The 26,874-nt window shown below is 62.2% G+C and carries 17 protein-coding genes; 5 read left to right on the forward strand and 12 right to left on the reverse strand.

Features of this window, described 5'->3' with window-relative positions; genetic code table 11:
• Nucleotides 1-187: 187 nt before the first annotated feature.
• The 5 genes from GR138_RS28030 to GR138_RS28050 all read right to left on the reverse strand — a co-directional run bounded on the left by GR138_RS28030 (nucleotide 188) and on the right by GR138_RS28050 (nucleotide 7,851).
• Nucleotides 188-2,614 (reverse strand): GcvT family protein, encoded by a 2,427-nt coding sequence (locus tag GR138_RS28030; RefSeq protein ID WP_160862566.1) that lies wholly within the window; start codon nucleotides 2,612-2,614, stop codon nucleotides 188-190.
• A gap of 184 nt (nucleotides 2,615-2,798) precedes the next feature.
• Nucleotides 2,799-3,353: a sarcosine oxidase subunit gamma gene (locus GR138_RS28035; RefSeq protein WP_160862567.1), complete on the reverse strand. Its 555-nt coding sequence runs from the start codon at nucleotides 3,351-3,353 to the stop codon at nucleotides 2,799-2,801.
• A 10-nt stretch (nucleotides 3,354-3,363) separates the two neighbouring features.
• A complete protein-coding gene (locus GR138_RS28040) occupies nucleotides 3,364-6,321 on the reverse strand; it encodes a sarcosine oxidase subunit alpha family protein (RefSeq protein WP_160862568.1) in 2,958 nt (985 codons plus the stop codon).
• A complete protein-coding gene (locus GR138_RS28045; RefSeq protein ID WP_160862569.1) occupies nucleotides 6,318-6,593 on the reverse strand; it encodes a sarcosine oxidase subunit delta in 276 nt (91 codons plus the stop codon). Before GR138_RS28045 ends, GR138_RS28040 begins: the two co-directional genes overlap by 4 nt.
• Nucleotides 6,594-6,600: 7 nt before the next feature.
• On the reverse strand, nucleotides 6,601-7,851 hold the full coding sequence (locus tag GR138_RS28050) for a sarcosine oxidase subunit beta family protein (protein ID WP_160862570.1): 1,251 nt from the start codon (nucleotides 7,849-7,851) through the stop codon (nucleotides 6,601-6,603).
• A 179-nt stretch (nucleotides 7,852-8,030) separates the two neighbouring features.
• On the opposite strand from GR138_RS28050, the gene cysQ reads away from it, so the two are divergent.
• The 4 genes from cysQ (at nucleotide 8,031) to GR138_RS28070 (ending at nucleotide 11,929) form a co-directional block, all read left to right on the forward strand.
• Nucleotides 8,031-8,837, forward strand: a complete 807-nt coding sequence (gene cysQ, locus GR138_RS28055) for a 3'(2'),5'-bisphosphate nucleotidase CysQ (RefSeq protein ID WP_160862597.1) — start codon at nucleotides 8,031-8,033, stop codon at nucleotides 8,835-8,837.
• A 194-nt stretch (nucleotides 8,838-9,031) separates the two neighbouring features.
• Complete coding sequence (locus GR138_RS28060) at nucleotides 9,032-10,435, forward strand: KpsE/RkpR family capsule polysaccharide export protein (RefSeq protein ID WP_160862571.1); 1,404 nt, start codon at nucleotides 9,032-9,034, stop codon at nucleotides 10,433-10,435.
• Nucleotides 10,436-10,445: 10 nt separating this feature from the next.
• Nucleotides 10,446-11,240, forward strand: coding sequence for an ABC transporter permease (locus GR138_RS28065; protein ID WP_160862572.1), 795 nt, complete (start codon nucleotides 10,446-10,448; stop codon nucleotides 11,238-11,240).
• Entirely contained in the window at nucleotides 11,237-11,929 is a 693-nt protein-coding gene (locus tag GR138_RS28070; protein WP_160862573.1) for an ABC transporter ATP-binding protein, read from the forward strand. Before GR138_RS28065 ends, GR138_RS28070 begins: the two co-directional genes overlap by 4 nt.
• 125 nt (nucleotides 11,930-12,054) lie before the next feature.
• On the opposite strand, the gene GR138_RS28075 is transcribed toward GR138_RS28070, so the two are convergent.
• From GR138_RS28075 to GR138_RS28105, 7 genes are all read right to left on the reverse strand, one after another.
• Entirely contained in the window at nucleotides 12,055-13,485 is a 1,431-nt protein-coding gene (locus tag GR138_RS28075; RefSeq protein WP_160862574.1) for a capsular biosynthesis protein, read from the reverse strand.
• Between the two features lie 180 nt (nucleotides 13,486-13,665).
• Nucleotides 13,666-15,693, reverse strand: coding sequence for a capsular polysaccharide biosynthesis protein (locus GR138_RS28080; protein WP_160862575.1), 2,028 nt, complete (start codon nucleotides 15,691-15,693; stop codon nucleotides 13,666-13,668).
• 88 nt (nucleotides 15,694-15,781) lie between these two features.
• A complete protein-coding gene (locus GR138_RS28085) occupies nucleotides 15,782-16,981 on the reverse strand; it encodes a polysaccharide biosynthesis/export family protein (RefSeq protein ID WP_160862576.1) in 1,200 nt (399 codons plus the stop codon).
• Between the two features lie 436 nt (nucleotides 16,982-17,417).
• Nucleotides 17,418-20,504 carry an efflux RND transporter permease subunit gene (locus GR138_RS28090; protein WP_160862577.1) on the reverse strand — a complete coding sequence of 1,029 codons (3,087 nt, stop codon included), beginning with the start codon at nucleotides 20,502-20,504 and terminating at the stop codon, nucleotides 17,418-17,420.
• A complete protein-coding gene (locus GR138_RS28095) occupies nucleotides 20,501-21,574 on the reverse strand; it encodes an efflux RND transporter periplasmic adaptor subunit (protein WP_160862578.1) in 1,074 nt (357 codons plus the stop codon). The genes GR138_RS28090 and GR138_RS28095 overlap by 4 nt, the downstream gene beginning before the upstream one ends.
• On the reverse strand, nucleotides 21,571-22,641 hold the full coding sequence (locus GR138_RS28100) for an efflux RND transporter periplasmic adaptor subunit (protein ID WP_160862579.1): 1,071 nt from the start codon (nucleotides 22,639-22,641) through the stop codon (nucleotides 21,571-21,573). Before GR138_RS28100 ends, GR138_RS28095 begins: the two co-directional genes overlap by 4 nt.
• A gap of 539 nt (nucleotides 22,642-23,180) precedes the next feature.
• Entirely contained in the window at nucleotides 23,181-25,499 is a 2,319-nt protein-coding gene (locus GR138_RS28105) for a methyl-accepting chemotaxis protein (protein ID WP_160862580.1), read from the reverse strand.
• A gap of 382 nt (nucleotides 25,500-25,881) precedes the next feature.
• Between GR138_RS28105 and GR138_RS28110 the strand changes: the two genes are divergently transcribed.
• The gene (locus GR138_RS28110; protein ID WP_160862581.1) at nucleotides 25,882-26,835 is read left to right on the forward strand and encodes a ring-cleaving dioxygenase; all 954 of its coding nucleotides are present in this window, start codon (nucleotides 25,882-25,884) and stop codon (nucleotides 26,833-26,835) included.
• Nucleotides 26,836-26,874: the final 39 nt, after the last annotated feature.

Consider the following 26,874-nt stretch of genomic DNA (forward strand, 5'->3'; position numbering starts at 1 on the left):
AGACAAAAGGGAAGCCAAAAAAGGCCCGATCGACAATTTCTTTAGCAAGAAGCGTTAAATGACGTAATTAACGCCAGCGAAACCAAAAAAACGGCAGGAAAATCCGCACTTTTGTGCAAAATAATGCACGAAAGCTGCAAAACGCGGTGTCTCGATAAGACACACCGCGTTTCGTATGTGTATCAAATCACCCGCGCATTTTCGCGCCGGTCGCGTCGAAGAGCGGCTCCGGCTGCAAGCGGGCCGCCAGCACCTCGCCGAGCAGCTCGATCGACCAGCCCGCCTCGATGTCCGCGATCTCCTTCGGCACGTAGCCGACCGCAACCGAGACGCCGGCCGCATGAGCATACCCGCCCGAGGTCACCCAGCCACGCACCGCGCCGTCCAGATAGATCGGCTCGTCGCCGATGACGTCGGCGTCCTTCGCCTCGAGGATGAAGGTCCGCAGCCGCAGTTCGCCGCCTGATTCGCGTTCGGCCTTAACCGCAGCCTTGCCGATGAAGTCCGCGCCCTTGCCGACGGCGACGAAACGCTCCAGCCCCGCCTCGAGCGGGCCGTAGAGTGGGCGGTATTCCCGCGACCAGCTGCCGTAGGATTTTTCGAGGCGCAATGCATTGAGCGCCCTGAGACCGAAGAGCTTGATGTCGAATTCGGCGCCGGCCTCCATGATGAGATCGTAGAGATAGCGCTGGTACTGCGGCTTCATCCAGATCTCGTAGCCGAGATCACCCGTGTAGCTGACACGTCCGACGATCGCCGGCGCCATGCCAAGATCCATCTTCCGCACCGTCATGAAGGGGAAGGCCGCGGTCGAAAGATCCTGATGGGTCAGCTTTTGCAGAACATCGCGCGCCTTCGGACCGGCAATCGCCAGGCCGACGAGGCCGAGGTTCAGCGCTTCGAGCGTCACCGATCCATCCTTCGGCAGATGCGTCTCGAACCAGCGCATATGATAGTCTTCGGCGATGCCGGAGCCGATGAGCAGGAAGCCCCCCTCGCCCAGCTTCGCCAGCGTGAAATCGCCGATCAGCTTGCCGTCGTCCTTCAGCATCGGCGCCAGCGTCATGCGGCCGGCTGCCGGCATGCGGCAGGTGAGCAGCTGATCGAGCCATGCTTCCGCGCCTTCCCCCTTCACCGCATATTTGGCAAAGCCGGAGGTCTCCATAAGGCCGACGCTGTCGCGAACCGCCCGGGCTTCCGCGCCGACGGTCTCGAAGTCCGTGGAACGGCGCCAGGAGAACTGGTCCTCGACCCCTTCCGGCGCAAACCACAGCGGCGCCTCCAGACCGTAGGACGCGCCGAAGACGGCACCGGCCGCCTTCAACTTGTCATAGATCGGCGTCGTCAGCAGCGGCCGGCCGGCCGGCAGCTCCTCATTCGGATAACGGATCGAGAAGCGGCGGGAATAGTTCTCGCGCACCTTGGCATTGGTATAGCCGAGTGTCGCGAAATCGCCGTAGCGGGACACGTCCATGGCGAAGACGTCGAAGCCCGGATCGCCGTGGATCATCCAGTTGGCGAGCGCGAGGCCCACGCCGCCGCCCTGGCTGAAGCCGGCCATCACCGCGCAGGCCGACCAGTAATTCGTCATGCCGCGTACCGGTCCGACCAGCGGGTTGCCGTCCGGCGAGAAGGTGAAGGGACCGTTGATGATCTTCTTGATGCCGGCCTTGTTGAAGGCCGGGAAGTGGCGGAAGCCGACTTCCAGCTCCGGCGTGATGCGCTCGATATCCTCGTCCAGCAGCTCGTGGCCGAAATCCCAGGGCGTGTTCAGCGGCGACCACGGGCGGCAGGCCTTTTCATAGGTGCCCATCAGCATGCCATTGCGCTCCTGGCGGAGATAGATTTCCCCGTCGAAGTCGACGCAATGCATCAGCTCCTTGCCGCGCGTCTGGTTGAACTCGATGACTTCGGGCATGTCCTCGGTGATGAGATACATGTGCTCCATGGCAAGCACCGGCAGTTCGAGCCCGACCATGCGGCCGACCTCACGCGCCCAAAGTCCACCGCAATTGACGACATGCTCGGCGATGATCTCGCCCTTGTTGGTGATGACCCGCCAGCTGCCGTCCTCGCGCTGCACGAGATCTTCCACTTTGGTGTGAAGATAGATGTCGGCACCGTTCTTCTTGGCCGATTTCGCATAGGCATGCGTCGTGCCGTAGGGATCGAGATGCCCCTCGACCGGATCGAAAACGGCACCGACGAACTGGTCGGGGTCGAGCAGCGGCATCAGCTCATGCGCCTCCTTCGGCGTCAGGAGATGCGCATCGAGCCCCATGTAACGACCCTTGGCGAGGATCGACTTCATCCAGTCGAAACGGTCCTTGGTCGAGGCCAGCATCATGCCGGAGGTCATGTGCAGGCCGATATCCTGGCCGGAATAGTCCTGAATCTCCTTGTAGAGCTCCACCGTGTATTTCTGCAGCTTGGCGACGTTGGGGTCGCCATTGATCGTGTGCATGCCGCCGGCCGCATGCCAGGTCGAGCCGGAGGTCAGCTCCGAGCGCTCGACGAGCACGACATCGGTCCAGCCGAATTTCGTAAGATGATACAGGACGGAACAGCCGACGACGCCGCCTCCGATGACGACGACCCTTGCATGGCTCTTCATGAATAACTCCGGCTTTCGGCGGGTTGAAGGGAACTGTGTGCTGCAGACGAAACGCAGCCTATTTTGTCCCCCGGAGCCCCCACAAGCCCGTGGTGCGAAACCTCATGTCGCTTTGCCGATTTCGGGTGTCGGTGTTGGGGTCGCAGCGCGGCGAAAAGCCGGATCCGGATCCGGCGCATCCGTGTCAGCGCGTCGCGAAATCCACGGACAGTTCATGGCTGCGCGCCATGGTCTTGAGATCATCGACCAGCGCCTCGGCGAAGCTGCGCATCACGACGAGATCGAAGCTGTCCGCAGCGGTGCGGGCAAGATTGACCGACAGATGGTTGCACAGCACGTTCGCCGCCCGACCGACGGGGAACACATCCGCATGGAGATCGATGGCAATGCCGTTGGCCAGGATGCGTGCGGCGTCGGGGCCAGCGAGCGTCAAGGCGACGCGGCCATGGCTCTGGTCGATGACGAAGGCGAAATCGCCCAGTCGGACGGACAATTCCGCGCAGAGCGTTTCCGGCGCATGCACCTCGGACAGGATCAGCCATTCGCCAGGCCCCGAAAACCGCGCCTCGAACTCCCCGTTCGCAACGAGAATGCCCGCCGCCTCCGCCGTCTGGCCGGGTGCCGCCAGCACGACGGCAATCGCCGTTGCACGGTGGACGGCGAGATGGTTGGCACGCCGCTCGGAAATCGCGCCGATCGTACCGTCGAGCGCGTGCACTGCTTGATAGTCGTAAGCCATCGTTGTCACCTCACGCCATCAGCTTGCGGTTTTCCGGATCGACGAAGACCGGGTTGCAGACCTCCGCCATGGTCTCGACGCCGCGCAGCTGATCCCAGACCACGATCTTTTCGCCGTAGCGCTCGCGCCCTGACTTCAGGAAGGCGAGTGCGATATGGCCACCGAGCGTCGGCGAGAAGCAGGCGGAGCTGACCCAGCCCTGGTCATTCAGCGTCGACGGTTTTGCGCCATCCTTCAGCAGATGCGCTCCCGCGCGAAAATCCTTGTCCGCCTCCAGCGCCTTCAGGCCGACAAGCTGCGCACGGTCCGCCGCCGTCAGGCCGAAGCGCGTGGACAGCCGCTTGCCGATGAAATCGTGCTTTGCGCTGCCCATCATGCGCCCGAGGCCCGCATCGTCCGGCGTCACGCGACCGTCGAGTTCGGCGTGGGTGACATGTCCCTTCTCGATGCGCAGCACGTTCAGCGCCTCTACACCGTAGGCGCAGAGGCCGTGCGGCTGCCCTGCCCGCATCAACGCATCCGCCGCCGCCTCGCCATGGCCCGCCGGCACCGCCAACTCATAGGCAAGCTCGCCGGAGAAGGAGATACGGAACAGCCGCGCCTTCAGATTGCCCTTCAACCGCACCTCGCGGGCAGCAAGGAAGGGGACGGCTGCATCGGAAAGGTCGTCTTCGACAACGGCCTGCAGGATGGTGCGCGCCTTCGGCCCGGCAATCGACATCTGCGCCCACTGGTCCGAAACGGAGAGGAAGCGCACGCGCAGGTCCGGCCAAAGCACCTGCGTGGCAAACTCCATATGCGAGAGCACGCCGCCCGCCATGGCCGTTGTCGTGGTGACAAGGAAATGTGCCTCGCCAAGCCGGCTCACCGTACCGTCGTCATAGACCATACCGTCCTCGCGCAGCATCAGCCCATACCGAGCCTTGCCGATCGGCAGCTTCAGCACGGGATTGCAGTAGAGCCTGTTGAGGAACTCGGCGGCATCCGGCCCGAAGACCTCGATCTTGCCGAGCGTGGAGACATCGCAGAGGCCGGCGTTTTCCCGCACGGTGCGCACTTCGCGGTCGACGCTGTCGCGCCAGGTCTTTTCGCCTTCCTTGGGGAACCAGGAGGAGCGATACCAGAGCCCGGCATCGATGAAGACAGCGCCGTTTCGCGCCGCCCAACCGTGCAGCGGCGAACGGCGCGTTGGCATGGCGTGTTCATCCACGGACGTGCCGGCAAGCGCGCCGAAGGAGACCGGCGTGTAGAACGGCCGAAAGGTCGTAGTGCCGACATCGGCGGGGCTGACGCCGCGCATCGCGGCAAGAATGCCGATGGCATTGATGTTGCCGAGCTTGCCTTGGTCCGTCGCCATGCCGCCCGTCGTGTATCGCTTGGCGTGCTCGACATGGCCAAAGCCTTCGCGCACGGCAAGACCCAGATCCTTGGTGTGCACGTCGTTCTGGAAGTCGACGAAGGCTTTCGATTTTGCGCCCGGCACGTGCCACAGCGCGGTGAAGGAGGGATCGACTTCCTCACCGACCGCCGGGCGGTCGAAACCGGCAACCGAGTGCCCAAGCGCCTCGACAACCGCCGACGCCTTGCGCGCGCCGTCCTCGACGCATTCGGACAGACGGTAATGTCCCGCTGCGGCACCGGCTATCACCAGGCCCGCCCCCACCTCGGGTGCCATAAAGGCCTGAAGGGCTTCCGACCAGACGGGCTTGCCGCCACGCTGGCAGGCGAGATGGATAACCGGGCTCCAACCGCCGGACATGGCGACGGCGTCGCAGGCGAGCAATTCTTCAAAGCCGCCGCGATCGGTGACGATCGCGCGAAGACGCTGACGTCCCTTCGTGTCGACGACGGATCCGCCGCGAATGAGCCGGACGCCGTCCGGCGCCGTATCGGCAGCATTCGTCCGCGTGTCGATGACCGCGGCAATCTCAATGCCCTGCGATGTCAGGTCCCGCGCCGTGCGATAGCCGGAAGAGCCGTTGGTGAACACGGCAACCGACTTGCCCACAGCGACGCCGAAACGGTTGGCATAGGCGCTGACGGCGCTGGCCGTCATGACGCCCGGCCGGTCGTTGCCGCCGAAGACCAGCGGCCGCTCCTCCGCACCCGTCGCGAGAACAGCGTGTTTTGCCACGATGCGCCACAGCCGCTCGACGGGCCTTGCGGCGTCGACGACCGCGCTATGCTTCTGCACGCGTTCGACCGCGCCGAAGACATTGTCATCGTACCAGCCAAAGACCGTCGTGCGCGCCAGCAGTGTGACATTCGGATTGGCCTGCAACTCCTCGATCACGCGGCGGGCAAAGACGACGGGTGGTTCGCCATCGAGCCGCGTCGTCTCCGACAGCAGCGCACCGCCGAGGGCAAAATCCTGCTCGGCGAGGATGACGCGCAGGCCCGAACGGGCGGCGACCAGGGCGGCGGCAAGGCCGGCCGGACCGGACCCGACGACGAGCAGATCGCAATGCGCCCAGCTCTTTTCGTAACCATCGGGATCGCGCGGCAGATCCGTACGTCCGAGGCCGGCGGCGTGGCGGATCAGCGGCTCGTAGACCTTTTCCCAGAAGGCGGCGGGCCACATGAAGGTCTTGTAGTAGAAGCCGGCCGAGAGGAAACGCGACATCAGGTTGTTCACCGCGCCGATATCCCAGGACAGGCTCGGCCAGCGGTTCTGGCTCGTCGCGGTGAGGCCGTCATACAGTTCGGCGACGGTTGCCTTGGTATTGGGATCGCGACGCGCGCCGCTGCCGACGGTCACGAGCGCGTTCGGCTCCGCCGGACCGGCGGTCACGATACCGCGCGGACGATGGTACTTGAAACTGCGGCCGACGAGCAGCCTGTCATTGGCAAGCAGTGCCGAAGCGAGCGTATCGCCGGCATGTCCCGAAAGCCTCGCCCCATCGAACGAGAACGGCACCGTCTGGCTGCGATCGACGAGGCCACCGGCGGCGAGACGAAAGGCCGTCATCTGGCGCCTCCCTGCTCCAGGGACGCATCGCTCACGGAAAACACCTCGTGGGTGAAATTGTCTCGCTCCACCACCAGCCAGCGCCGGCATCCGGCGATATGCTGCCAATGCTCGCGAATGCGCCCGCGCGGATTGGCACGGACATGCATATAGTCATTCCAGACCTCGTCGGCAGCCATCGGCGCAGGCCGAACAGGCGTCGCGTCGCCGCGCACGGAAAACTCTTGCCTCGGACGCGTGCCGCAATGCGGACAGGGAATCAGGCTTGCCATCGCTCACTCAATGCAGGTTGGGCTGGGTGCCGACACCCGCCTCGTCGATCGGGAAACCGCGCTCGAAACGATCGAGCCGGAGCGCGCGCGCCACATGGTGGCTCTCGCCCTTGGCGATCAGATACGCAAAACAGAAACCGGAAGCCGGCGTCGCCTTGAAGCCGCCATAACACCAGCCGCAGTTGAGATAGAGGTTATCAATCGGCGTGCGGTCGATGATCGGCGAGCCATCCATCGACATGTCCATGACGCCGCCCCAGGCCCGCAGCACCCGCACGCGGGAAAGGCCGGGGATCATCGTCACCCCCTCCTCCATGACATGCTCGGCCGTCGCGAGATTGCCGCGCTGGGCATAGGAGGAATAGCCGTCGATCTCCGCGCCGAAAACGAGGCCGCCCTTGTCCGACTGGGAGATATAGAAGTGCCCCGCACCGTAGGTGATGACGTGGTCGATGCAGGGTTTCAGCCCTTCCGTCACGAAGGCTTGCAGCACATGGCTCTCGATCGGCAGCTTCAGTCCGGCCATCTCGCCGACGCGGGACGTGTTGCCGGCCGCCGCCAGCGCCAGCTTGTTGCAGCCGATGAAACCCTTCGTCGTTTCGACGCCGGTGACCACGCCGCTTTCGCGGCGAATGCCGGTGACCTCGCAATTCTGGATGAGATCGACGCCAAGCCTGTCGGCGCCACGCGCAAACCCCCAGGCGACGGCATCGTGCCGAGCCGTGCCGGCACGCTTTTGCAACAACCCGCCGATAATCGGGAAGCGCGCATGGTCAAAATTGAGGAAGGGCAGCATCTTCTTCAGCGTGTCGCGATCGAGCTGTTCGGCCGCCACCCCTTCCATCATCATCGCATTGCCGCGACGCGTATAATGATCGCGCTGGCTGTCGTTGTGATAGAGGCTGATAATCCCACGCTGCGACAGCATGACATTGTAGTTGAGCTCCTGCTCCAGCCCTTCCCAAAGCTTCAGCGAGAACTCGTAGAAGGGCTCGTTGCCGGGCAGCATGTAGTTCGAGCGCACGATCGTGGTGTTGCGCCCGACATTGCCGGAGCCGAGATAGCCCTTCTCCACCACCGCGATGTTGCGGACGCCGAATTCCTTGGCAAGATAGTAGGCTGTCGCAAGGCCATGCCCGCCGCCACCGACGATGATCACGTCGTAATGCGGCTTCGGCTGCGGCTCCCGCCAGGCGGGTTTCCAGCCGAGGTTTCCGGCAAGGGCTTGTTTGAAGATCGAAAAGGCGGAGTAGCGCATGCGGGTTCCCGGATCAGTCGCCACACATTCGCATATGCAGCACAAACGGCAAGACGCAAGAGCGTCGCAACGGGCCGCATGCGGAACTCTTTCCACCGCTATGGTCCGCGCTTGTGGGCAATTGCTTTCCCGTCGCGCGGCGTCTAAGCCATGAGGCCATGCAGATAGACCTCGCAGACTTGGCCAAGGTGATGGAAAGCGCCGCGCTGGCCGCCGGCCGCGCCATCATGACCATCCATAGCGGCGGCCCGGCCGTGCAGTACAAACCCGACAGTTCGCCGGTCACGGAAGCGGACGAAGAAGCTGAACGGCTGATTCTCTCTGCCTTGAAACAGCATTTCCCAACGATACCGATCGTCGCCGAAGAAGCGGTCTCGGCGGGCGATATCCCGGATATTTCCGGCGGGCTTTTCTTCCTTGTCGATCCACTCGACGGAACGAAGGAGTTCGTCGCCGGCCGCAACGAGTTCACCGTCAACATCGCCCTCATCCGCGACGGCAGTCCGGTTGCCGGCATCGTTCTCGCCCCGGCATTGTCGATCGGCTTCCTGGCAGCGGAAGATCATGCCGAGCGTTTCTCGGTAACGGGTGGCCACGTGATCGGCGACCGCAAGACGATTGGCTGTCGCGGGCCGGGCACGCCGCCGACTGCTGTGGCCAGCCGCTCGCATGACACGCCGGAGACCGCGCGCTTCCTCGAAGACCATGGCATCGGCGCCTGCACCGCCATCGGTTCCTCGTTAAAGTTCTGCCTCGTCGCCGAGGGCCTTGCCGATGTCTATCCCCGCTTCAGCCGCACGATGGAATGGGACACGGCAGCGGGCGATGCCGTGCTGCGCGCGGCAGGCGGCGAAACGCGCATGCTGGATGGAAGGCCACTGCTTTACGGCAAGCGCAACCAGGCGCACGACGCGGATTTCGCCAATCCGAACTTCATCGCCGCAAGCCGGGGTTGGAGTAAGACGTCAGAATCGATCACAAAATAACCAGATTGCTGGACGAGGAGTGCCCGGCGACAAAAGGACCGCTTCAACCCGATCGACAACCATGCTACCACTCGGCATGACCGTTTGCCCTTGTTCATGCACGGCATTTTAGTTGTTTGTAAGGGTAAAGTCGAATAATCTGCCGCCACCTATGCGTAGGCGACCTACCAGTTTGCTTTTGAGAGAGTAGCGACGTGAAAGACGAGAAAGCGCCCGCTGCGGCAGAAAATCCTGACGCCAAGGCAAGCAGCCTGATGGACATCGCCAAGCAGCGCGCCAAGCAGCGCGCCGCTCAGCAGAAAGTGGTCGCAATCAAGCAGGCTGCCGCGGCCCGGCACCGTCCCGATCCGGAACTCGATGACGAGGAAAATCTCGGCAAGCGTGCCGACTCGCGACCAGCGCTGCCGAAGGACATTGTCAAGACCATCCTGACGCTGCCCGAAATGCCGAAGAGGAAACGGAAGCTTCCCTGGCCCAAAATTTCTTTCGTTGCAGCCGCGATTCTTCCGGCATTCTTGACGGGCCTGTATTACCTTTTCATCGCAAGTCCCCAATATGTTGTAGAGACACAGTTTTCGGTCCGCGGCTCCAGCGAAAACTCCTTCAACGCACTTGGTCTTTCAGCTCTCGTTGGAAACTCGGCGCAGTCCGGCGACTCTTACATCGTCGCCGACTATATTCATTCGGCGCAGATCCTGCCCGACATCCTGGAACAGACGAACGTCGACATCCGGGAAATCTACTCACGCCCGTCGATCGACTTCCTGTACCGAGAAAACAAGGACGGAGCACTGGACGAATTCCGGGACTATTGGCGGGACATGGTCAATGTCAGTTTCAACTCGACGACGGGCAACGTGACCATGCAGGTCTATGCCTTCTCTCCGTCGGACGCCAAGCAGGTCGCGGATTCTGTTCTCACTGTTTCCGAGAATCTGGTGAATACGCTCTCCGAGAAATCGCGCCGACAGTTCATCGAAGTGGTCAACCAACAGGTTGCCCGTTCGGAAGAACGCCTGCGTAACATTCGCAAGCAGATTACCGACCTGCGCATCACGGAACAGGCCGTCGATCCGACGGCCGTCGCAACAATGGAAGCGACGATCATCAGTACACTCGAGCAGGAACTCGCCTCGCTCAGGACGCGATACAAGGCGCTTGTCGATTCGATCAGTGCCGACGCACCTTCGGCCCGCGTCATCGAGCGGCAGATCAGTGCGCTTGAAGACCAACTTGTCGAGCAGAAGAGACGGATTACCGGCGAGGCAGCCCCGACGGATTCCAGCAGCAAGACCACCCGCAGCGGCGCAGAAAGCGGGCGTGCACTGCCCGAAATGCTCGACCGTTTCACGGAACTCAGCGTCGAGCAGGAGTTCGCGGTCAAGGCTTACACCGCTTCGCTTGCCTCGCTTGAAACGGCGATGCAGGAAGCGCAGAAGCAGGAGCGCTATTTCGCAGTCTACGTGGTACCCAGGGAACCGGAAATCGCGCTTTACCCGCTGGGCATGTTGAACACCGTAATCGTACTGATTGCATCCATCGGTCTCTGGATCATCGGGTACTTCACGTTCCGGTCCGTCAAGGACCATTCAATCTGATCGTGGCGCCATGAGCATCTTCGCTGAAAAACCTCTGAGCTACGCGCTAAAGGAAAATGCCAGGGTCATTTCAGCTCTTGTGGTGAGAAGTGCCGTTACGCGGTTCAGCAAGAGCCGGTTCGGCTTCATCTGGATCCTGGCAGAACCGGCCGCCTATGTGGGGATCTTTTTGGCGATCCACACTTTCATGAAGGCGCACATCCCGTTTGGTGACAACGCGGCCCTGTTCATTCTTGCCGGCGTGTTTGGATTCCGGATGACACGCGGAATCTCCCGCAAAACAGAACGCGCGATCGTCAGCAATCAGCCGATGCTGACCTACCCTCTCATCCGGCCGCTCGATACGATCATCGCGACGTTTCTGCTCGAGGCGACGATCTGGCTCATGATCTGCGGCCTATTCATGGGCGGTCTCGCCTACAGTATGGACCGATCGATTGTTGTGTATCCCGTTGATTTCATGGAATGCCTACTAGCCATTCTTTTCTTCGCGTTTTCTTTTGCAACGTTCAATGCGGCGGTGGGTGCCTTGATTCCTCGCTATGACACGTTCCTGAGTATGATAAGCATGCCGTTAATGCTACTCTCAGGCGTATTCTACATGCCGACGCAGTTTTCGCCAGAGGTTCAGGCCATTTTGTGGTGGAATCCATTTCTGCATTGCGTGGAGTGGTTTCGCACCTCCACCTATATCGACTATGCACCGCTGCTAAACAAAGGCTATCTTCTCGGGCTAGCGACCGGTCTGCTGGCTATCGGCCTCACGTTGGAGCGCGTCTTCAGGCCACGGATCATTAGCGCATGATAATATTTGACAATGTGAGTAAAGCTTTTCCGCGTCCCGGCGGAGGAAAAAAGATCATTCTGGACAAGTTCAGTGCAGCGTTTCGCCCGGGTATCAATGTAGGCATCCTCGGACGCAACGGTGCTGGCAAATCTACGCTGATGAACCTCATATCCGGTGGCGACCTGCCGGATTCCGGACATATCATCCGCGAAGGGAAAATCTCCTGGCCGCTCGGCTTCAATGGTGGTGTGCACGGCAAACTAACCGGCGCCCAAAACACGCGATTCATCGCCGACATCTACGGCAAGAGCCGCCGCAAGGTGCTTGATTTCGTGGCCGAATTCTCCGAACTCGGCCCCTACCTCGACATGCCGGTGCGGACCTATTCGGCCGGCATGAAAGCGCGTCTTGCCTTTGGAATTTGCATGGCGATCGAGTTCGAATACTATCTTATCGATGAAGTGATCGCCGTCGGCGATTCAACTTTCAAGAAAAAATGCAAGGAAGTCTTCGATCAGCGCCGCGAAAACGCGACCCTTCTTCTCGTTTCACACTCCGCCGGCCTGCTGCGCTCGTTCTGCGATATCGGCGGTGTCATGAATGACGGCCACCTAACATTCTACAACGATATCGAAGAAGCGATCGAGGTTCACGAGGAAATCCTGCGAACCTCCCGGCCCACATCGAGGCGACGCCGGTCAGCCTGACCCCGCTCTGCCAAGGTCTGGACACGCGCGCTTCAGACATGCAAAAAAATCAATAGACTGATGCCCGAGCAGCGAATCGGAGACATCGCAACCTGCATCAGGCAATAAAGTAGACAAGAGCTGGCTTAGCCGGCAGATGCTTCACCCGAACATTGCACCCAAGCTTGCTGATCGCTGGTATCCGACAGAGGCAGCAAAACGCCTGTCGTACGGCCGGCCGTCTCCATCGAGCGCAGCTTCCCGAGAAGGGAATTCGTGGCCACCTCCATCCCTTCATAGGCATAGAAGTCACCCGGCTCGAGACATTGTTCGGCGACCCAGTTCAGATAGTCCCGCCGCAGGGCCGCCGGGGCCACATGGCCGCTCGACCAGAAGCCATCCAGATCAATGCCCTTGGCCACGCAGAAAGCAAGCGAAGGGTGACGGTAGAACGCCTTTCCGAGAACAGCGAGAGGAACACCATGCACCAGCGCAGATAGGCCGGAGGTGCTGTTGATCGTCACCATGCCCGCGGAATGCCGCGTCAGAAGGCCGAGCGAACCATTGTCGAGAATATGCACGCGGTCGGCCACGTTGTTCAGCACACCCACCTGGCGGATGAACTGCTTGTCTTGACTATGCCCACGCTCCATAGGATGAATCTTGAAAACCAGCTGATGCGTCGGCGGCGCATTTCGCGCAAAGGAAACGATCGCCTTCAGAATGAGCTTTTGGTTGTTCCAGCCACCGGCCGCGGCAGCCAGTTGGCTATCGTCATGCACCTGCAGGGGAACGAGATAATACTTTTTGTCGTGATGCTCGAGCAGTCGTTCCATGCTGCGGTAATTGCGACCGAGATTGCGGAACTTCAGATAGTAGTTCTTGATCCAGTAGAACATTTCGGTCACGAGCGACCGCTTGGGCTTATGAAAAAGCTTGCGTTCGCTCAAGGTCGAAAAAACGCCACGCACCGCAAAATAGGTGAAAGCATAGGTCGCCATCGCACCGAAGGACGACGGATAGGTCGTATTCTTCGGACGGTCGCGTCGCTGTGCGGCCTCATCCTCCGGCGGCAAGAGCCCGGCAATCGGCGAAAGCCAATTGTTTCCGCCAAGCTCCATCGTCACGAAACCGGGGCGAATATAGCCTTCTTCCAGGCACAACACGGGAACAGCGTTCAAGGCGCATTGTTCGATCGCGATCTTGTGCACGTCGCGTTCGCAGCCGAACAGGATGACATAGTCGAACCCGTGCTCGGCTACGATCCCGGTGAACCAGTCGCGCCAGGCATCTGCCGTCCCGGAAAAATGAAGAATGTTGCTGCCGCGGGCAAAAAGCCGGTCACCTGCATTGAAGCTGACACGCCAAGCGTCAAAGCCACTCTCATTCAGGAGAGTCTGTACCTTGCGAAAGAAAGGTCCGACCGGGCCCTGCAGCAACAGCACACGCGGCGCGCTCTTCGACGGGAACCGCTTGGAGAGCTTGCGACGCAACGCCAGATTGACGAGTCGCGCGCCCTTTGCCGAGGCATTCCCATCGGCATCCGCGCTCAGATGTTTTTCATGCTGTTCGGTCATGACAGGCTGGCTTAACCTAAAGGATAGCGCTGACGCTGAATGCGCTTGGTATTCGCATAAAGCAGCGATTTTAGCAACGGCATCGACAACACCTCCCCCCACAAATTGCCAATCTGGCAACCGAAAATCGCAAACTGCAGCAGCTATGCCACGCAACCGCGGTACTTGTTCACCCACCGCCTATCGCAACCGCGAGTCGCGAAGTAAAACACCGACTCGGTTTACCTGCTGCGCCACACCCAGAAGCATCCTTTGCAGGAGGCCTGCCTTTCTCAAGGCACCGACAGAAATCTCCTCAACGAGGTCCTCCGGGCGGCAGGGCAGGCCACTGAGAGGATGGACATAGAATGGGTAGAGAATGAGGCTTGCAGCAACAAGCGTGTCCAGATCAATCCGGCGCGTGCGGCGCGGTATTACAAGACGATCATCGGTGAGGCCCCAGCCGGCATAGAAGGGTGCGCCATGCACGCCGACGGCCTTGCCTCTGAGGAGCGCCTCGAAACCGGCAAGCGACGTCATCGTCTCGACACGGTCGGCCCAGGCGATCCATTGCAGGATGTCACCGCTTGTGACGATCATATCCGCCGCAGCCGGCTCTGCGCCACCGTCCCGCACGCCGGAAACCACATCGGGATGCGCTTTGTAGACGATGAAGGCATCCGGAAAAAGCGCCCGCACCGCCGCCACGAGCGCCGCGTTGGAGCGCACAGCGGGCGAGCCATAGCGGATTGAGGCATCCTTCTCGACCTGACCAGGCACAAGGATTTTCAATTGTCCCGCACCCCCGGCCGGCAAACGCGCCTCCGTGCCCAGATTGTATTTGGATACACCGCGCTGAACCAGCAGCCGCACAAGCGCCCGTGCCCGAGTGCGCAACGGTTCATCGAACGTCCCGCCTGAGAGAAGCACCTCCAACCGGCTTTCGCCACGGGCATCGTAGTAGACATGGTCGTCATCCACGGCGATCGAAGACGGCATAGTCAGGGTAACACCCAGCCCGCGCGAACGGATGAAACCATCTTCGAGCCTGATAGCCGGCACGCCCGCGGGCAACGGCCGGTCACTGCCCCAGATGGCGACGACACCGTTCTCGGCTTTCGCGGCGGCTACCGCCGCATCGAGCGAACGCTTGTGGACCGGGTCACTGGCAACCCCTTTGAGGAAAGGGGTCATCGCCCTGCGCTTCCACGGGGAGAACCCGGCGGTAAACACCTTCCGGTCGATGCGCATGCGTTGATCACGAACGGCGACCGCCTGCTCTATCGCTCGCTCCAGGCTGCACAGCTCTCGACTGTGCAGATCCAGATAGTGTGAATAGTCGAGGAACGCCGCATGAAAAACCTGCTCCAGCGAGGCCGATGGCCGGTCCGGAGGTTGGGCGCCATAGTCGTTGGTCAGTCCGCGGCCGGAATAATAGGTCGTTCCGAAGCAATGAACCTGCCGACCCGCCATGAGCGCCTCGAAGCCGAGCTGGCTGGAGACCGTGTAGAGGCTGTCGGCCGTCTCCAGAAGCGGCCAGGGGTTCATCCGTGCCGGAACCACGATTTCGACGCCAAGCGCTGACGCGGCCTGCCTTAGGAGGCTCCGGTCGCCCGCCGCGGGATGCGTGCGCACGACAATCGTCTTCCCCGGATTGTCCGCGACAGCCCGCTCCAGCATAAGCCGGAAGCTGTCGGGCCCTGCGCCGGCGCCGGCAATCGATGCATCGCCCGCGACCTGGTCGACGAGAAGGACAAACGGGCGGCCGGAAGGCACGCCGGCGTCGACGGGACTCAGCAACGGGCTGTTGTTGTACTTAGAAAGACGCGCCTGGCGCAGTTGAGCGATCAGCCGGCAGGCGCGCTCGAGCGCCGCGACATCGGTCACCGGCCGCGAAAGCAGCCGGTCCAGCCCGTTCGTCGCCTGCGCATCGAAATAGATGCCGTCCCGATCGATGACATAGGAGTGACTGGGCTCCCCCTGCCCTGGCGCAAATCCACGCAGGAAACCATCCTCCAGCGTAACGACTTGCTTGCCGAATAGCGCCGCAAGCCGCATCGCCCGGACGCCGGATGGCCGGCGGCCCCAGCCAACAAAACCGTCGACTCGGCCGGGCAAGACAAATGGCCACGCGACGACATCGGTGTCTAGCAACCGGGCGATGTCGCCGCGCTGTCGCCAGAGACCAGGAGAAAGGAGCGCGTAGGTTTTCCGTGCCTGTCCGGCCATTCAGCCCTCTACGACAAAATGCAAAAATCCGGAATGCCCCAAGAGCATTCCGGATGCAATGCAACGCGGCCGCGCAAGCGTTCGGCGATTAGAACGCCCGTCCTGTGCGCTGAATATTGTACGCCGCGCTTGAGCCGCTGGAAACGATGCTCATGAACTTCGCAAAATCCGTTGCGACATGGCGCGCCAGATAGATGACGTCCTTGTTCCGCACCGGGAAGTTCTGGGCAACGATATAGCTCTGCGTCGCCGCCAGATCGAGGCGGTAGACGATGGGATATCGGCCTTCGGTATCCGGCGCCATGCCGCGCGAAATCAGGTCGCGGAAGCGATCATCACCCACAACGCTGCGATAGACGTTTTCCTCTTCGTAGCGGAAAATGAAATAGCCCTTCGGATCGGCTGTCGCCGTGTTGCCGCCGCCGGCCAGCGCCGCAGCCTCGACGAGGCTGAGCTTGGCCGCGTTGAACGCGATCTTGCCGCTCTTCTCCGTCTGTCCGAGCGCCGAGAAGGTCTGCGGATCATAGCTCACGTAGATCTGGTCTTCCGGCTTGACGTAGATGTCGTCCCTCGGATTGTCGATGATCGACTGCAGCAGCACGGACCGCGTGCGGCCAGCGCGCTTCAGGCTGACATAGGTGTCATAGGGCGGCTTGCTGGCGCCGCCGGCCATCGCCAGAACTTCGCTGATATGCAGGCCGTTCAGCCCAAGCGGCACGATGGACGATTTGTTGACGTCGCCCTGAACGGAAACCGTCCGCGAGGCATTGTCGGCCATGGCCACGATGACATCAGGCTCGACGGCCTTTGCCTTCAGCGCGTCGACGATCGTCGAACGCGCCGAATCGATGGTCATGCCGGCGAAACGGACCGAACCGACATAGGGGATCTGGCCGTGGCCGTCCGGCTGGACGATGACAGGGATCGTCGTCGATTTGCGCTCGGCGGTGGAGAACAGGCCGTCCGGCCCCGCTTCGAAGATCGTGACCTCGAGGCGGTCACCGACGCCGATGACCGGCGTGCCGCCGCCGCCGCCAATACCGAAGGTCTTGGCAAAGCTGGCACGCGGCGAGGCGTTCACGCTGTTGGCGATGCGCTGGTCGATCGTCACGACATCGAAAATCAGCTTTGTCTGCGGAATCTCGTAGGCCTTGCCGTCCGCACCGGACGAAATGACCTCATTGGTCAGCGGGCCATCGCTCGGAACGATACAGCCGGCCAGTGCCAGCAGGGTCCCTGCCGCGAGAATACGCACGAATGCGTCCAAACCCTTACGCGGTCTGCTCACGTCTTCAATTCCGATCATCACACTGCAATTCCCTTCGACCGCGCCCGAGAGGGCACGAGGCAAGAGCCGATCGCTTGCCGCGATTGGGCGGCATAGACATGCAGTTTCAACGTTTCGTCAAGTCCCATGACCAAACCTTGTTCCGCTCCGATACATCCGCCCGTCCCGCCGATACCATGGAGAAAATCCCTTGCACATTCGTTACTGCGTGAAAAGCCGCTTTGCCCTTCGGCATTCAAAATCAACTTTTTCCACCAGCTTTTTCAGAAAGGGTGCGACAAAAAGAACGCATCCCGCCTCCAGAAACCAAAGCATATAAAGGGCATAAGCTCGCCGGAAGCTTACCGTGAGAATCGCCTCCCTCCTCACGCCTTCCCGTCCATGGCCGCGATTTCCGCACAGCTCTGGTGCCGGACATGGGCGAAATTGAGAGGCCCTACGCCACCTCGACAGGCTCCGCGGGTGGAGCCGACGGTTCGTCCTTGTCTTCCGGCTTGATCCGGAACCAGGCGACGTAGAGCGCCGGCAGGAAGAGCAGCGTCAGCACCGTGCCGACGATGATGCCGCCCATCATGGCATAGGCCATCGGCCCCCAGAACACTTCGCGCGAGATGGGAATAAGCGCGAGACTGGCCGCCGCCGCCGTCAGCATGATCGGCCGCATGCGGTGTTCCGTCGCTTCGCGCACGGCATTCCAGGCGTGCATGCCCTCTCGCCGAAGATCCTCGATCTGGACGACAAGGATCACTGAATTGCGGATCAGGATGCCGATCAGCGCCAGCACACCCAGGATGGCGACGAAACCGAGCGGCGCGCCACTGCCGAGCAACGCGATGACCACGCCGATCAGCGCGAGCGGCGCCACTGCAAAGACGAGGAACAGCCGCGAAAAACTCTGAAGCTGCAGCATCAGGATCGTCGCCATGGCAAACAGCATCAGCGGCACGACGGCGATGATCGGCGCCTGGCTGTTGGCGCTCTCCTCCACCGTACCACCGACCACGACATGGTAGCCGGAGGGCAGGTTTTCCTGGAAGGCCGCGACATCCTTTGCAACCTGCGAGACGATCGTTGCCGGCTGCACGCCACCGGTAATGCTTGCCTTGACGGTGATGGTGGGCTCGCGCGAACGGCGCCAGACGACCGGCTGCTCCATTTCGTAGCGGAAGTTCGCGACCGCGGCGAGCGGCACCGCGGTGCCGCTCGCCGTCGGCAGCTGGAGCTGGCGCAGCGTCTCGATCGATTCGCGCTCGCCTGCCCGTGCCCGGCCGATGACGTCGATCAGATAAACGTCGTCGCGGATCTGGGTGACGGTGGTGCCGCCGACCACGCCGTTCAGCGCCGAGGCGATATCCTGCGAGGTAATGCCAAGCTGGCGGGCCTTGTCCTGCAACACATCGACCTTCACGACGCGGGCCGGCTCGTTCCAGTCATAGACGATGTCACCCAGCAGCGTGTTCTTGCCGAGCAGCTCGCCGAAATCGAGCGCGTGTTTGCGCACCTCTTCGATATCCGGGCCACTGACACGATACTGGATCGGCCGGCCGACCGGCGGGCCGATATCGAGCAGCTTCACCAGCGCATCCGTGCCGACGAAGGTTTCGCGCAGATAGGCCTGAAGATCGGCGCGCAGTCGGTCACGCGCCTCGAGATCCTTGGTGACGATAACCGTCTGGCCGAAGGCCGGCGACGGCGGCTGCACATCGAAGGACAGCAGGAAGCGCACCGCGCCCTCGCCCACATAGGAAGACCAGCGCTCGATATCCGGATTGCCCTTCAGCTTCTCCTCTTCGAACTTGGCGATCTGCGCATTGGTTTCGGCAATCGATGCATTCTGCGGCAGCGACCAGTCGACGATCAGTTCCGGCCGATCGGAGGACGGGAAGAACTGTTCCTGCACATAGCGCATGCCGAAGACGGAAATGCAGAACACCAGCACGGTTGCGACGATGGTCGTCCATTTCCAGTGCATGCAGATATCGAGCAGACGCACGAAGGCGCGGGTGAACCGGCCTTTCTGCTCGTGGTGCTTCTTCATCGTCTTGGGCAGGATCGTCACGCCGAGCAACGGCGCGAAGATCACCGCCACGACCCAGGAGACGAGAAGCGAAATGGCGATGACGACGAACAGGCTGAAGGTGAACTCACCGGCCGCGCTGTTGTTGAGCCCGATCGGAATGAAGCCTGCCACCGTCACCAGCGTGCCGGTGAGCATCGGGAAGGCGGTCGAGGTATAGACGTAGGTCGCCGCCTTGCGGCGCGAGTCGCCCATCTCCAGCCGCGCCACCATCATTTCCACGGCGATCATCGCATCGTCGACAAGCAGGCCGAGCGAGATAATGAGCGCACCGAGCGAGATGCGCTGCAAGGATATGTCGTCGTAGTACATGAAGACGAAGGTGATCGCGAGCGTCAGCGGGATCGACAGCGCCACGACAAGGCCGGCACGCACACCAAGACTGACGAAGCTGACCGCGAGAACGATGATCACCGCCTCGAACAGCGCCCGTGTGAATCCGGAAACCGCCTCTTCGACCACCTTCGGCTGGTCGGACACCAGATGCACATCGACACCGACCGGCAGCTCATGCGACAGAAGCTCGATCTGCTTTTCCACGGCCGCGCCGAATTCCAGCAGGTTCGAGCCCTGCTTCATGCCGATGGCAAGGCCGATCGCCGGCTCGCCGTTGAAGCGGAACAGCGCCGAGGGCGGGTCCAGGTAGCCACGCGTGATCGTGGCGATGTCGCTCAGCCGGAAGAAGCGGTTGTTGACCCGGAGATTGACGTCGCGAAGGTTCGCTTCCGAAGCGAACTGTCCGCCGACACGCACGCTGACGCGCTCACCGCCGGCCTGCACGACGCCCGAGGGCGTGACCGCGTTCTGCGCCTGGAGGGTCGAGACGACCTGCTGCGTGGAAATGCCGAGTGCTGCAAGCTGGCGCGTCGAGAATTCGAGATAGATCACCTCGTCCTGCGCACCGACGAGATCAACCTTGCCGATGTTGGGAACCGTGAGGATGCGGCGACGGGCGTCTTCCACATAGTCGCGCAACTGGCGCGGCGAAAGGCCGTCCGCGGTGAAGGCGTAGATATTGCCGAAGACGTCGCCGAACCGGTCGTTGAAGGCAGGGCCGACGACACCGGACGGGAAATCACCGCGGATGTCGTTGATCATGTTGCGTACCGTCACCCAGGTCGGCGCGACATCGCGGGCACGGGTCGTCGGCTTGAGGTTGACGAAGATCAGCGTCTGGCCGGGCGTGGTGATGCTGCGGGTGAAATCGAGCGATTCCAGCTCCTCCAGCTTGCGCTCGATGCGCTCCGTCACCTGCAGCGTGGTCTCTTCGACCGAGGCGCCGGGCCAGGCGGCACTGATCGTCATCGTCTTGATCGTGAAGGACGGATCCTCCTCGCGACCGAGATTCTGGTAGGTGAAGAAGCCGAGCAGCGCGAAGACGATCATGAAGTACCAGACGAGCGATGCGTGATCGAGCGCCCAGTCCGAAAGGTTGAATTTCTTCATAGGCTTGCCTCGTCTTCAACCTTGATTTTCTGGCCTTCTTCGAGGCTGTTCACCCCGGCGGTGACGACGCGGTCGCCCGCCTTCAGCCCGCTCGATACCGGCAGGTATCGGCCGACCGCAGCACCCGTTTCGATCGGTGCCAGGCGCACCTCGCCCTTCTGCGCATCGACCAGCCAGACATTCGGCTTGCCGTCCTTCTGCAGGACCGCCGTTTCCGGGATCATGATGGCGGTGAGGTCCGGCCCTTCGAGCTCGGCGGTGATGGTGGTGCCGAGACGCACCGTATCCGGCGGGTTTTCCAGCGCGATCTTGACGCGCCGGGTGCGGGTCACCGCATCGGCGGAAGGCGCCACTTCCCGCACCACGCCCTTGACGCTGATGGCGGGATTGATCTGCAACGACACGGTAAACCGGCTACCCATGGCAATGGCTTCCGCCGTCTCGGGAATATCGACGACGGCATCCCGCTCGTCGGGGCGGGCGACCGTGACGATCGTCTCACCGGGCGAAACGGTCTGGCCCACCTCAGCCCCCGTCGCCACGACGACACCGTCGAACTCTGCGAGGATGCTCGTGTAGGAAAGCTGCTCCTCCGCCTTCACCAACGCCGTGCGCGCCCGTGTCACCCCGGCATCGGCCGCCTCGCGCGACTGTTCCGCGCTCTCGACGGCGGCCTTGGCCGCGGCGTTCGATTGGAGCAAGGTCTTCTGCCGGCCTTCGATCGAGACCGCGCTGGCAAGCGTTGCCTCGGCGCTTGAAAGCTCCGCACGCGCCGACCGGACGGCCAGTTCATAGGCGGTCGCGTCGAGCACGGCGAGCACGTCTCCCTTCTTCACGAGATCGCCGACATGGACGGCGCGCGAGACGAGGCGGCCGGCAACCCGCGAGCCGAGCGTGGCCTGTACCTTCGCCTGCACCATGCCTGCAAAGCGGGTGCCCGGAAGCGCCACGGGCGTGACAACCATGGACAGGACCGGCCGCGGCGGAACGGCAGCCTCTTCTTCCTTCTTGCAGCCGGCAAGCGCCAGCGGGACGACGATCACCGTGGCAAGCAGCGTGGATATCCTCATTGGGCCGCTCCCCCGATCACGGTCACGGTCTGGCCGGGCCGAAGCAGCTTTGTGCCGTCGGCGATGTAGGTCTCACCTTCTTCGATACCGCCCGAGATCAGCGCTACACCGGTCTCGAAGGACGCGACCTCGACGGGGCGCAGGCTCACCGTATTGTTCGCCTTGTCGACGATCCACAAAGCCGGTTCTCCATCGGTGCCGGAAAGGGCCTGCCAGGGCACGATTGCGACGCGGCGCGGCGCCAGCGCGCCCACACCGACGACGGAGGCGCCAAGTGTCATTTCCGGTGGTGTGCGATCCATGGCGATCTTGACGCGCACGGTCCCCTTCTCCGCGTCTATCGTCGGTGAGACCTCGCGTACCGTGCCCGTGGTGCGGACCTTGTCATCGCTGAGCAGGATCACGACGACACCGTCTTTCGAAGGCTGCGCGAAGAACAGCGATTCGTAGACATCGAAGACGGCGTCGCGCGGGCCGGTGTCGGCGATGGTGAACATGGTCTGCGCCGCCTGCGCCACCTGGCCGCTCTCAGCGAGGCGCTCCGTGACGATACCATCGGCAGGCGCCCGCAGTTCCGTATAGGAAAGCAGTTCCTTTGCCGTGCCGCTCTGGGCAATCGCCGCCTCCCGGGAGCTTTCCGCCGTGCGCAATGCCGTTTCGGCGTCGTCGAAATCACGCCGTGTGCTGATGCCATCGTTGAGAAGTGATTTCTGGCGGTCGAAATTAGTGCGGGCGAGCCTCAACTGCGCATCCGCCGCGCGAACACCGGCTTCCGCGGCCTCGACGTCGGCTCGCTGCTCCTCGGGGTCGATCCGCGCGAGGACCTGGTCCTTCTTGACCGCGTCGCCCACATCGACGAACCAGCCAATGATGCGCCCGCTGACGCGGAAGGAGAGATTCGTCTCAACGCGCGCGATCACCTCGCCCGTGATGGTGACCGTCTGTTCGCGCTGTTCGAACTGGACCGGCGCAACACGCACCGGCCGTGCCAGACCGTCAGCCCACGCTGGTGGAGCAACGGCGCAGACCGCCGCTGCCGCCAGCAACACTCTCCCCCATCGGGTCATTGTCGACTCCTGTTACAGAACACCCATTTAATATGGGTCCTCATTATATCGTGAAGATCAAGCTGGCAAGCTTCACCATCAAAGCCGTTCGTCTAGCTGATCTGAAGTGTGGCGGAGTCCGTGAAAAAAGCCAATCAGGACGAGGCTATGACAGGAAAATTTAATAAATCATATTTTTCAGCCGCCTAACGCCTCTATGGGCGACGACCGGGAACAACAAAGCCGCCGGCAGCTTTCGGAACCTTTGCGGTTTCCACCAAGCTACACGACGGCTTTCCCGGAGCGCCATTCGTTGGACGCTTCTATCTCGGTCCCCTCTGGACCTATCCCAAAGAAAGCAGGAAGCGTGCCAAGCCGGAAGAACCATAAAGCCATAAGCAATTTCAATAGGATAAAGATCAACCCAACATGACAGGCGCAAAGGGTTCGCCGTCCCGTTGGTTAAATGCTGTGCACGGCACAAACTTGTGCGCTTTTCTGGCGCACAATAAAAAGGCGGCCGGACGGCCGCCTCTTTCTCAAAGCCGCCGGAGACCGGCTCAGAATTCTTCCCAATCCTGCGCCGCAGCACTTGCCGCCGCCTGCCCGCCACCAAAGGCGCGGGTAAGCTTGTTGCCGAGCGCCCGTGCACCGGATGTGACAGGACGGTGTTCGACGGAAGACGCCGAGACCGGGCGGGAAACCGCCCCCTCCATGCCGAGACGGAACTGCGCGATGAGCGCGTCGAGCGCCGTCGCTTCGCTTGCCAGCGCATGGCTTGCCGCAGTCTGTTCCTCCACCATGGCGGCGTTCTTCTGCGTGCCCTGATCGATGGAATTCACGGCCGCGCTGATCTCGTTGAGACCCGTGGACTGTTCGCGTGCGGAACGCACGATGGCCGCGACGTTGATGTCGATCTCCTGAACCTGGTCGACGATCTCGCTGAGCGCCGAGCCCGTCTCACCGACAAGTGCCACACCGAGATGAACCTGCTCGCCGGACTTGGTGATGAGGGCCTTGATCTCCTTGGCCGCATTGGCCGAACGCTGGGCGAGTTCGCGCACCTCCTGCGCCACGACGGCAAAGCCCTTGCCGGCCTCGCCGGCACGCGCGGCCTCGACGCCGGCGTTCAGCGCCAGAAGGTTGGTCTGGAAGGCGATCTCGTCGATCACGCCGATGATGTTGGAGATTTCGCGCGAGGAGTTTTCGATGCCGCTCATCGCGGAGACGGCACGACGCACCACCTCGCCCGACTTTTCCGCTCCGGCGCGGGTGCGCTCGACGAGCTGGCCGGCATCCTCCGCCCGGCGCGTGGCATCCTTCAGCGACGTGGTGATCTCCTCCAGCGCGGCCGCGGTCTCCTCGACGGAGGCGGCCTGCTGCTCGGTACGCTTGGCAAGATCGTCGGAGGCAGAGCGGATTTCAGCAGAGCCGGCCTGGATGGCATTGGCATTGCCGCCAACCGAACGCAGCGCCGACTGCAGTTTTTCGACGGAGGCGTTGAAATCGTGGCGAACCTGGTCGAGCGAACCGGCAAATGCGTTGTCGATCCGATGCGTCATGTCGCCGTCGGCCATTTTCTGGAGACCGTCGGCAAGCGCCTCGACGGCCAGGCGTGTCTGGCGTTCCTGTTCGGCCGCCTGCTCGGCGCGCTGACGACGCTCGTCTTCCGACTGTGCGCGGTTCAGTTCAGCCTCGCCTTCAAGGCGGATCTTGGCGAGCGTCGCATCGCGCAGCACGGCAAGCGAGCGAGCCATTTCGCCGATTTCGTCCCGGCGTTCGGATTCGGACAGATCGACATCCGTGCAGCCGCTGGCGATTTCACTCGTCGCGCTGATGACGGTGGCAAGGCGCTTGCGGAAGCGCGTGGCGAGCAGCCAGCCCACGACGATCATGAGACCGGTGGCAATGGCAATGACGATGATTGAGGTGATGGCCAACGTCGTGAGGCTGGCGAACAGAACGGATTTCGGCACCGAGACGACGGCAAACCATGCGGATCCCGCCGTGATGTTGACTGGCACGGCAACCGCCATGGCGGCGATGCCGCTTGCATCCGTCATTTCGAAGGCTTTGCCCGGATTGTCGAGCAGCTGCTGCCAGGCGGTCGCATCAAGGCCGGAATCCTTCAAAGCCTTGCCGAGCGCAGCCTTGTCCGGGTGGCTGACGACGCTGCCGCCGCCGCTAAACAGCGCGACATAGCCTTCACCGAGCGGCTTCAGCTTGGCGATATCGGCTGCGAGCGCATCCAGCGCGATGTCGGTACCGGCCATGCCCTTGAAGGCGCCATCGAACATCAGCGGTACCACGAACGACGTCAGCATCGTCTCCTTGCCGCCAACGCTATAAAGATAGGGTTCAGCGAGGAAATCCTTGCCGGTATTCTTGGGCACCTGGTAATAGTCACCCGGTCCCGGCTTGTCGTAGTCGACTAGCGCCTCGATCGTCGTGCCGCCATTTGCCCGGATCGTGTAAGGAACGTAGCGGCCCGTCGCGTCATGGCCCGGCTTGCCGATATAGTCGGCGTCCTTGCCGTCGAAGGCGTTCGGCTCCCAGGCGGTATAGACACCCACCGCGATCGGATTTTCCGTCAGCAGCCGGCTCATCATCGCATCGAATTTTTCGCGGCTGGGCACTTCATCCTGCTTCATCGCAAAGAGCACGGAACGCATGTTCCAGCTCAGCGCCTTTACGCCGGCAAAGGTCGTTTCCACCTCGCCTGCGCTCGCCTCTGCCGCGTTCACCATTTCGGAGACCGAACGCTCCTGCACCGCGTTATAGGACAACCAGAGCAGAACGCCCGCCGTCGCCACGGTCGTGGCAACACCGGCCGCCACGATGGCGAACATGTTTCTGGCAGTCGCAGTCTTGGGCAGCATCAAACGTCTCCTCGCATCCGTGCGGAAAATCCGTCGCGGCAATCATCGGAAAGGGCGGGACATGCCGACGGGCGCGGCGAAGCAGAGACGAAGTCATTTCGCAAGCGGCAGCGTACGGCGTGTTGGTTTATGAAACGATAAAGTTCGAAGGTGCTAACATTGGAACTGAATGGGTGGAAACGCCGGTCGAAACGGTGGCGGCCCGCATGCCCGGCATCAGACGCTCTACTGGCAACGTGGTCGTTCAACAAAGGTGAACAATCCGTTCGTCCGGCCCGGTCTTTCGGCAGCGCATGCGAGGGGCGATATTCGCTTCAACGCAAGGCCCCGACAGCGGGGCACGCACCAGAACGTCCCGGACAGATCCGGGGAGGAGTTTATCATGACCCTACAGCTCACAGGCATCCATCATCTGACCGCGATCACCGCGCATGCGGCGGAAAATCTGCGTTTCTACACGCAGGTGCTCGGCCTGCGCCTCGTCAAGAAAACCGTCAACCAGGACGATACGAGCGCCTACCATCTGTTCTACGCCGATGGTCTGGCGTCTCCTGGCACCGACCTCACCTTCTTCGACTGGCCGGTCGGCCACGAGCGGCGCGGCACACACAGTGTATCCCGCACGGGCCTGCGCGTCGCAAACCTCGGCACCCTCGAATGGTGGAAGGCCCGCTTTGCCGAGTTCAAGGTCAAGGCCGGCGAGATCCATGACGTCGGCGGCCGCGCTTCGCTCGATTTCGAAGATGGCGAAGGCCAGCGCTTCCGCCTCGTCGTCGACGATGCCGGCGTACCGTCCAATCCGTGGGATAGGAGCCCGGTCCCGGCCGAACACCAGATCAAGGGCCTTGGCCCCATCACGCTCAGCGTGCCCGATATCCGCAACACGCAGACCGTGCTCGTCCATGTGATGAACATGACGGAGACCTCGACCTATCCGAACCCGGACGGCGCAGGCGACGTGCATGTCTTCTCGATGGGCGACGGCGGCCCGGCTGCCGAACTGCATGTCGCGGTCGAACCGGACCTGCCGCCGGCGCATCAGGGTGCCGGCGCCGTGCACCACGTCGCCTTCCGCGCACCGGACGAGGAAGCCCTGCACGCCTGGACGGAACGCCTGCGCGGCTTCCGCCTGCCCTCCAGCGGTGAGGTCGAGCGTTTCTACTTCCGCTCGCTCTATTTCCGCGAACCGAACGGCATCCTGTTCGAGATCGCCACGGACGGTCCCGGCTTTGCCGTGGACGAGCCGCTTGAAACGCTGGGTGAAAGCCTGTCGCTGCCGCCCTTCCTCGAACCGCGCCGCGCGCAGATCGAGGCCCGGCTGAAGCCCCTCGTCTAAACCAGATGAACCCCGGCGTGACAAACCGTCCGCCGGGGT

Origin of the sequence: Shinella kummerowiae (assembly GCF_009827055.1) — a bacterium.
Lineage (GTDB): Bacteria > Pseudomonadota > Alphaproteobacteria > Rhizobiales > Rhizobiaceae > Shinella > Shinella kummerowiae.